The organism is Staphylococcus sp. 231237_7MaSpsaltlick, assembly GCF_043107035.1.
This window is the reverse complement of the sequence record NZ_JBICNX010000050.1, coordinates 1-8884: the sequence shown is the minus strand read 5'-3', so window position 1 is coordinate 8884 and position 8884 is coordinate 1. Positions and strand designations below refer to the sequence as shown.

Below are 8884 nucleotides of genomic sequence, written 5' to 3'. Positions count from 1 at the left end.
AGCTAATTTTGAAAGGGTGAGATGCCGAAACAGTTATAATAGCAGCTTATAACACGTTGGACTTTATGGTTAAGAGCTAAGAGTCTGTCATTATTTTAAAATAATGGAGTGCATCACTTGTATATATATTATAGAACAGGTTCGCATTCCGAACTTGTTCTTTTTTTATAATACTGTGATTCTCCCCTATTCGTTGAGGAGGATATAGAAATTGGAAAGAAGTGTTTTGAAATTTGGAGGTTCTTCAGTAAGTGATTTTACTAAAATTAAAAATATTGCTGAAATGCTTAGATTAAGAGTTGAACAAGGTGAACAATTAATTGTGGTTGTAAGTGCTATGGGTAAAACAACAGATGAACTAATGGCAAACGTTTCTACTTTAACTAGTAGCCCTAAAGACCAAGAACTTGCTCTCTTACTTACTACAGGAGAACAACAAACGGTTTCTTATTTATCGATGGTTTTAAATGATATTGGAATTAACGCTAAAGCAATGACTGGTTATCAAGCTGGTATTAAAACGGTTGGTCATCATTTAAAAAGTCGCATAGCAGAAATTGACCCTGACACATTCGAGCAAGCATTTACTGAAAATGACATTTTAGTCATAGCAGGTTTTCAAGGTATAAATGATAACTTTGAAGTGACTACACTAGGTCGTGGTGGATCAGATACTACAGCAGTCGCGTTAGCAGCTAGCAATAACACAGCATGCGAAATATATACAGATGTTGATGGCGTTTATGCGACAGATCCAAGGCTATACAAAAATGCAAAACGTTTAGACTATGTCTCATATGAAGAAATGATGGAGATGAGTGCTTTAGGCGCAGGCGTACTTGAAACAAGAAGTGTAGAATTGGCAAACAATTATAGTATCCCACTTTACTTAGGAAGAACTTTATCAAATGTGAAAGGAACATGGATTATGCCCCAAACTGAAATATTAGAAAGAAAAGCCGTTACAGGCGTTGCGTTAGATACACATATGATGCACGTTACAATTAGTTATCCCCTACCCGATAATAAATTATTAACTGCATTATTTAATCATTTAGAAGATGGTTCCGTTAATGTTGATATGATCTCGCAAATCATTAATTTGGAAGGGTTACAAATGTCATTTACGATTAAAGACACAGATGCCATTCAAATTTCAACGATATTAGAGTCTTTAAAAGAATCGTTTAGTGCGTTAGACTTTAAGATAAACGAAGATTACGTTAAACTCTCTTTAATTGGTTCTGGCATGAGAGACATGTCGGGCGTAGCTTCAAAAGCATTCAAAACATTAATTGAAAATGATATATCATTTTATCAAACAACAACTTCAGAAATTAGCATTTCATGTGTTATTGATGCTATGAATGGTGAACGTGCTGTTCAAACTCTTTATCAAATTTTTGATATCTGAATTTTCAAAATTATAGTACTATTAAAAAATAATATTGGAGTGTATTGTATATGACAAGATTAGCAATCGCAGGTGCAACTGGTTTAGTAGGAAGAAAAATGTTAGAAACTATAGATAGAAAAGAAATACCATTTGATGAATTGGTGCTATTTTCATCAGCACGTTCGGCTGGACAACAAGTAGAATTCCAAGGTCAAACGTATATAGTTAGAGAGTTGACTGAAGATGCGGCTAAAGAATCATTTGATTATGTATTGATGAGTGCTGGTGGAAGTACAAGTGAGCACTACTCACCTATCTTTGAAGAAGCAGGCGCTATCGTTATTGATAACTCTAGTCAATGGAGAATGGCTGAAGGCATTGATTTAATTGTGCCAGAAGTCAATGAACCTAAACTAGATAGAAAAATCATTGCAAATCCTAACTGTTCTACAATTCAATCAGTTGTTCCGCTTAAACCATTACAAGAAACTTACGGTTTGAAACGCGTAGCATACACAACTTATCAAGCAGTTTCTGGATCAGGTGTTAAAGGTAAAGCAGATTTAGCAGAAGGTGCAAATGGCAAAGCGCCTGAAGCATATCCACATCCAATTTATAATAATGTATTACCTCATATAGATAGTTTCCTTGAAGATGGGTATACAAAAGAAGAACAAAAAATGATTGATGAAACACGTAAAATCTTAAATGCAGATGATTTAAAGGTTACAGCGACTTGTGTTCGTGTACCAGTACAAGATAGCCATAGCGTACACATGAGCGTTACATTAGAAAAAGAAGCGACGGTTGAAGCAATACAAGCGTTATTTGAAAATGATGATCGTGTTGTACTTATAGACAATCCACAGAATAACGAATACCCATTAGCGATACATTCTACTAATAAAGATGAAATCTTTGTAGGACGTATTCGTCGTGATGATAGTTTAGATAATACATTCCATGTATGGTGTACTTCCGATAACTTATTGAAAGGTGCAGCGTTAAATGCAGTACAGATTCTTGAACAAGTGATGAGCTTGAAAGGAGTTAAATAAGATGGGACATATTTTTGAAGGTGTTGGTGTAGCTTTAGCAACACCATTCACACACAATGAAGTAGACTACGAAGCCATTAGAAGACATGTTGATTATTTAATAGAGAACGATACGAAATCTATCGTAGTCAATGGTACTACAGCAGAGAATCCTACACTTACTGACGATGAGAAAGAACAAATATTAGAAAATGTCATCAACCATGTAAATGGTCGAGTACCAGTAATTGCAGGAACAGGTACTAACAATACACAAAAATCTATTCAAGCTTCCGTACGTGCTAGAGAATTGGGTGCAGATGCAATTATGTTGATTACGCCCTACTATAATAAAACAAATCAACGTGGTTTAATTGCGCATTTTACGACAATTGCTGATGCGGTTAAATTACCAGTGATTTTATACAATGTTCCCTCTCGTACGAACATGACAATAGAAGCAGAAACTGTTGAAACTTTAAGTCAAAATGAGTATATCGTCGCATTAAAAGATGCAACAAACGATTTTGATTATTTAGATGATTTAAAAAACCGTCTTAACCTTGATGAGTTCGCTTTATATAGTGGAAATGACGATAATGTAGTTGAATATTTTAATAAAGATGGGCACGGTGTGATTTCAGTTGTCGCAAATGTTATTCCAAAATCATTCCAAGCGTTATACGACGCTAAACAAAATGGGGAAAATATTGAAACACAATTTCAACCAATTCAAACTTTGCTAGATGCTTTATCAGTAGACGTAAACCCTATTCCAGTAAAAGCGTTAACTGCGTTAGAAGGATTTGGAAATTATGAAGTGCGTTTACCGTTAGTTCCACTTGAAGACAGTGAACGTGAAACATTAGAACAAGCTTATGAACAATTTAAAGCAGGTGAAAATGCATGAAAATAGTACTTATTGGCTACGGCGCAATGAATCAACGTGTTGCTAGACTAGCCGAGGAAAAAGGACATGAAATTGTAGGGGTGATTGTAAGAGATAAATCTAAAGACTATCCTTACCCTGCTTACCAGCATATTGCAGATGTTAAAGACGCAGAAGTTGCCATTGATTTTTCAAATCCCGAATTATTATTACCTCTATTAGAAGAGGACTTCACTTTACCATTAGTTATTGCTACAACTGGTGAAAAAGATACAATCATTAATAAACTGCAAGACCTAAGCAATCGTATGCCTGTATTTTTCAGTGCAAACATGAGTTATGGCGTTCACGCACTAACTAAAATTTTAGAAGCTGCTGTACCATTACTCGAAGACTTTGATATTGAGCTTACAGAGGCTCACCATAATAAAAAAGTTGACGCACCAAGTGGTACGCTAGTTAAACTTTACGATGTTATTGAATCATTACGTACACAATCTACACCAGTTTATGATAGGCATGAAAATAATGAAAAGCGTACTCAAGATGAAATTGGAGTTCATTCAATTCGTGGAGGTACTATTGTAGGACAACATGACATACTCTTTGCTGGTACAGATGAAACGATTGAAATAACTCATCGTGCACAGTCTAAAGATATTTTTGCCAATGGTGCAATTGGCGCAGCAGAAAAACTGATTAACAAAGCAAATGACTATTATACATTTGACAACCTATAAACCTTAAGGAGCGTATTTAATTATGGTACAACATTTAACGGCAGAAGAAATTATTCAATTTATAAGTGATGCAAAAAAATCTACACCACTAAAAGTGTATGCAAATGGAAACTTTGAAAATGTGAGTTTCCCTCAAAATTTTAAAGTTTTTGGTTCAGCTGATTCAAAAGTAATCTTTTGTGAAGCTGACGAATGGAAACAATTTTACGAAAGCAACCAATCAAGTATTGATGAATTAGAAGTTGAAATGGATCGTCGCAACTCTGCAATTCCATTGAAAGACTTAACAAATACTAATGCACGAATTGAACCTGGCGCTTTTATTCGCGAACAAGCGATTATTGAAGATGGTGCAGTAATCATGATGGGCGCTACAATTAATATCGGAGCTGTAGTTGGTGAAGGTACTATGGTAGATATGAATGCAACGCTTGGTGGACGTGCTACTACTGGTAAAAATGTTCACGTTGGAGCTGGCGCAGTATTAGCAGGAGTAATAGAACCACCAAGCGCATCACCTGTAGTTATTGAAGACGACGTGTTAATTGGTGCCAATGCGGTAATTCTTGAAGGCGTTCGCGTTGGTAAAGGTTCTATTGTTGCGGCTGGCGCAATTGTTACACAAGATGTACCTGAAGGCTCTGTAGTAGCTGGTACACCTGCTAAAGTCATTAAACAAACAAGCGAAGTTGAGGATTCAAAACGCGAAATCGTTTCAGCGTTAAGAAAATTAAATGATTAATACTTAATTAAAACAAAATATATTCACTTACGTATTTACATAGAGGTAAAATTTAAATTGTAACTTTAAGTGAATATTTAAATAGATAATTGGGAGGTATAGACGAGACGGTATAAAATTCATTATAATGTCTCAACTTGTTATATGTGGTAGCGACATCATATATAATAAGGTCGTCTTACCTCCTCATTTTTATAATATTAAATGATACATAATAGACTTTTGTGAATAAAATAAAGTCTAAATATAACTTTAACTAGAAGGATTTGATTTTGATGAATGAGTTAGAATTTGTTACAACACATAGACGTTATTTGCATCAATATCCAGAATTGAGTTTACATGAGTATGAAACGACTGAATATATTGCTAACTTTTTAGATGATTTGGGAGTCGAGTATCAAAGACCACTTGATACAGGTGTTATTGCGTATTTACCTGGTAATGGCGAACACACAATTGCTTATCGCGCGGATATAGACGCGTTACCAATCTTCGAAGAAAATGATATAGATTTTAAAAGTAAAACGGACAACGTGATGCATGCATGTGGTCATGATGGACATACCACAGCGTTAATGCTATTTGTTAAACGTTGTAAGGCTGCAGCTGATTGTGGCGAACTTCCTCAAAATATTGTATTTATCTTTCAGCCTGCTGAAGAAACGGGTGGTGGCGCTAATCGATTAATTAGAGCCGGCGCTTTTAATCGTTACCCTATTGAAGCTGTGTTTGGTGTCCATGTTATGCCATTTGAAAATGAAGGGCACGTTGTAATTAGAGATGAAGAAATTACTGCGAGCGCTACAGAATATAGATTTTATTTAAACGGTTTATCAAGTCACGTAGCAGACAAAGAACAAGGATATTCTTGTGGAGAAGCATTGCAACATGTACTAAGCCAAGTTGGTCAAATTCAACAATATCATTTGAATGGTTTGAAACGAAATATCGTCCATATGGGTCATTTTGAAGCTGGAGAAGCTATTAATACTGTTCCAAGTCATGGCTATCTAGAAGGCACTATTCGTACTTATGATGTTAATGATTTAGAAATCGTCAAACAACAAATGGCTAAAATTGCCAAAAGTGTAAAATTATTATTCAATGTTGAATGTGAAGTGAAATTTGAAGAAGGTTACCCACCTACTTATAATGATTCAAATTTACGTAAACATGTAGAAAATGGTTTGAGAAATGCGAATTTTGAAGTAATTGATAAACCTACGCCATATTTATTTGGTGAAGATTTTAGTTTTTATAGCCAGTTAGCACCAAGCTATTTTGTTTTTGTAGGTGTACGTGATGAATCTAAAGGCTATGTTACAGGTTTACATACCTCTAATTTAAATTTTAATGAGCACATGCTCATTAGGATTGCTGATTATTATGAACAAATATTAAGATCTTACAGTGAGGTGCGCGCACAATGACAGCTATTTGGTCTGTAGATACAGCAAAATTTCGAAAAAATGCTGAAAATGTAAAACAAGACAACCAATTGATGGCAGTGGTCAAAAACAATGCATATCATTATGGATTAGAGTTTGCAGTGACACAATTTTTGGCGATAGGCATTAATACATTTAGCACGACTTCATTAAGAGAAGCTATACGGATTCGTAAACTTGCTCCTGATGCAACTATATTTTTAATGAATGCTGTCTATGAATTTGATAAAGTACGTGCTTATAACATACAAATGACTTTACCCTCTCTATCATTTTATTATGAGAATTTAAATGAACTATATAATATACAAGTACATGTGGAATATGAAAATTTATTACATCGTTCAGGTTTGAAGACGATAGCTGAAATTAAAGAACTACTTTCACATCATGAGCAAAACCAAAATACAAATAAAATGAACATCGTGGGTTTGTGGACTCATTTTGGTTATGCAGATGAATTTGATGTGACTGACTATAAAATTGAACGTGAGGCGTGGTTAGATATTGTAGAAGCCTTATTAGCTGAAAACTACCAATTTGATATGATTCATGCTCAAAATAGCGCAAGTTATTATAGAGAAGAAGGTATATTTCCTAATCATACACATGCACGTGTAGGTATTGCTTTGTACGGATCAAGACCGTATAGTACGATAGACGAAACAGTCATTCAACAATCATTAACGGTTAAAGGCAATATTATTCAAGTAAGAGAAGTAAATCAAGGTGATTACTGTGGTTATAGTTTTGCGTTTGAAGCTACAAGAGACCAAACTAAACTAGCAGTGGTTGATATTGGTTATGGTGATGGTATTCTTAAATCCAGAGCGAAGCATGAAGCGATGATAAACGGCAAACGTTTCCCTATACGTGCATTGATGATGAGTCATATGTTTGTAGAAGTCGATGATAGTGTGAGTGCACGAGATGAAGTTATATTATATAATAATGATATACGTGTTGATGAATATACGTTTAAAGGTGTCGGTGCCAATTCCGAGCAACTTAGTGCAATGAATCACGACTCACTAATAAAGGAGTATAGATAAATTATGGTAGTAGAATATAATGATAGTGGCGAACTTACAATGGGAGGTACAAGTCTTAAAACAATAGCGCAAAGTTTTGGGACGCCTACAATTGTCTATGATGAAGTACAAATTAGAAATCAAATGAGACGTTTTCATGAAGCTTTTAAAAAAAGTGGATTAAATTATAATGTTTCATATGCATCTAAAGCATTTACTTGTTTACAAATGGTTAAATTGGTCCAAGAAGAAAATCTTGAATTAGATGTTGTCTCTGAAGGTGAACTATACACGGCTTTAGAAGCTGGGTTTGATCCCCAACATATCCACTTTCATGGAAATAATAAGACGAAACATGAAATTCGATATGCTTTAGAAAGTAAAGTTGGCTATATCGTTATAGATTCATTGGAAGAAATTGATCTTATTGACCGTTACGCAAGTGAAGAAGTCAATGTAGTTATTAGATTAAATCCAGGTGTTGAAGCACATACGCATGAATTTATACAAACAGGACAAGAAGATAGTAAATTCGGTTTATCTATTAAGCATGGTTTAGCTATTCAAGGTGTACAGAAAGTTAGAACTTCAAAACACTTAAAACTTAAAGGTGTTCATTTTCATGTAGGTTCGCAAATTGAAGGTACAGAAGCAATGATTGAGACTACAAAACTTGTGGTTCAATGGTTGAAAGAAAATGATATCGAAGTAGAGCTAATAAATCTTGGCGGTGGCTTCAGTATTAAATATGTTGAAGGAGATGTAAGCTTCCCTATCGAAGAAGGCATTGAGGAAATTACTGCTGCTGTTAAAGCGATTGCTAAACAAGCTAATTACCCTATCCCAGAAATCGGTATTGAGCCTGGGCGTTCTATTGTCGGTGAAGCTGGTATCACTTTATATGAAGTTGGAACAATTAAAGAAATCCCCAATGTTAATAAGTACGTTTCTATTGATGGAGGTATGAGCGATCATATTAGAACATCATTATACGATGCACAATATGAAGCACTACTTGTTAATAGAAATGACCCTAAAGATGAAACAGTTACGATTGCAGGAAAATTATGTGAGTCAGGCGACATTATTATCAAGGACGCAAAATTACCTAGTACAGTAAAACGTGGCGACTATTTAGCAGTTTTATCTACAGGTGCTTATCATTATTCTATGGCTTCAAACTATAACCAAATGCAGAAGCCTTCTGTATTTTTCTTGAAAGACGGTAAAGCTAGAGAAGTTATTAAACGTCAATCATTACGTCAATTAATCATTAATGATACGAAATAAATTAAAAAAAGTGGTTCTATCCCCTACTTTAGGCTGATGGAACCACTTTTTATTTAGTATATACTGGTATGAAATAATATAAATTAAGCTACCGTAATTAAATATAACGGCGACTATAAAAAAAAGAACCTTTAACAAGGTTCTTTAAATAGTCAATATTGCAATCTATATTATAGTTTTACAACGTTTGCAGCTTGAGGACCGCGGTCGCCTTCAACTACTTCAAATTCAACTGATTGACCTTCTTCTAATGATTTGTAACCTTCTTGGTTAATTGCTGAGAAGTGTACGAATACGTCGTTTTCTCC

The 8884-nt window shown here is 34.7% G+C and carries 9 protein-coding genes and 1 riboswitch; of the genes, 8 read left to right on the top strand and 1 reads right to left on the bottom strand.

The window, feature by feature from the left end; genetic code table 11:
* A riboswitch (Lysine riboswitch) is annotated at positions 1-122 on the top strand. This riboswitch is flagged as partial in the annotation.
* Between the two features lie 89 nt (positions 123-211).
* The 8 genes from ACF91D_RS28965 (at position 212) to lysA (ending at position 8576) form a co-directional block, all read left to right on the top strand.
* The gene (locus tag ACF91D_RS28965) at positions 212-1414 is read left to right on the top strand and encodes an aspartate kinase (protein ID WP_101093794.1); all 1203 of its coding nucleotides are present in this window, start codon (positions 212-214) and stop codon (positions 1412-1414) included.
* 50 nt (positions 1415-1464) lie between these two features.
* Positions 1465-2454 (top strand): aspartate-semialdehyde dehydrogenase, encoded by a 990-nt coding sequence (locus ACF91D_RS28960; RefSeq protein WP_039066561.1) that lies wholly within the window; start codon positions 1465-1467, stop codon positions 2452-2454.
* A gap of 1 nt (position 2455) precedes the next feature.
* Entirely contained in the window at positions 2456-3343 is an 888-nt protein-coding gene (dapA, locus tag ACF91D_RS28955) for a 4-hydroxy-tetrahydrodipicolinate synthase (protein ID WP_101049340.1), read from the top strand.
* Positions 3340-4062, top strand: coding sequence for a 4-hydroxy-tetrahydrodipicolinate reductase (dapB, locus tag ACF91D_RS28950; RefSeq protein ID WP_327620601.1), 723 nt, complete (start codon positions 3340-3342; stop codon positions 4060-4062). Before dapA ends, dapB begins: the two co-directional genes overlap by 4 nt.
* Positions 4063-4084: 22 nt before the next feature.
* Positions 4085-4804, top strand: a complete 720-nt coding sequence (gene dapD, locus ACF91D_RS28945) for a 2,3,4,5-tetrahydropyridine-2,6-dicarboxylate N-acetyltransferase (protein ID WP_039066555.1) — start codon at positions 4085-4087, stop codon at positions 4802-4804.
* Positions 4805-5079: 275 nt separating this feature from the next.
* Positions 5080-6237 carry a M20 metallopeptidase family protein gene (locus tag ACF91D_RS28940; protein WP_119585657.1) on the top strand — a complete coding sequence of 386 codons (1158 nt, stop codon included), beginning with the start codon at positions 5080-5082 and terminating at the stop codon, positions 6235-6237.
* Positions 6234-7307 (top strand): alanine racemase, encoded by a 1074-nt coding sequence (locus tag ACF91D_RS28935; protein WP_069793085.1) that lies wholly within the window; start codon positions 6234-6236, stop codon positions 7305-7307. Before ACF91D_RS28940 ends, ACF91D_RS28935 begins: the two co-directional genes overlap by 4 nt.
* 3 nt (positions 7308-7310) lie before the next feature.
* The gene (gene lysA / locus ACF91D_RS28930; protein WP_101093790.1) at positions 7311-8576 is read left to right on the top strand and encodes a diaminopimelate decarboxylase; all 1266 of its coding nucleotides are present in this window, start codon (positions 7311-7313) and stop codon (positions 8574-8576) included.
* A gap of 170 nt (positions 8577-8746) precedes the next feature.
* On the opposite strand, the gene ACF91D_RS28925 is transcribed toward lysA, so the two are convergent.
* Positions 8747-8884: cold shock domain-containing protein (locus tag ACF91D_RS28925; RefSeq protein WP_392438210.1), on the bottom strand; the 138-nt coding region annotated here is incomplete at its 5' end.

Bases quoted from the DNA above. Each gene is read 5' to 3' on its own strand.
- ACF91D_RS28935 (WP_069793085.1), top strand. From the start codon at position 6,234: ATGACAGCTATTTGGTCTGTAGATACAGCAAAATTTCGAAAAAATGCT.
- lysA (WP_101093790.1), top strand. From the start codon at position 7,311: ATGGTAGTAGAATATAATGATAGTGGCGAACTTACAATGGGAGGTACA.
- ACF91D_RS28960 (WP_039066561.1), top strand. From the start codon at position 1,465: ATGACAAGATTAGCAATCGCAGGTGCAACTGGTTTAGTAGGAAGAAAA.
- ACF91D_RS28940 (WP_119585657.1), top strand. From the start codon at position 5,080: ATGAATGAGTTAGAATTTGTTACAACACATAGACGTTATTTGCATCAA.
- dapB (WP_327620601.1), top strand. From the start codon at position 3,340: ATGAAAATAGTACTTATTGGCTACGGCGCAATGAATCAACGTGTTGCT.
- dapA (WP_101049340.1), top strand. From the start codon at position 2,456: ATGGGACATATTTTTGAAGGTGTTGGTGTAGCTTTAGCAACACCATTC.
- dapD (WP_039066555.1), top strand. From the start codon at position 4,085: ATGGTACAACATTTAACGGCAGAAGAAATTATTCAATTTATAAGTGAT.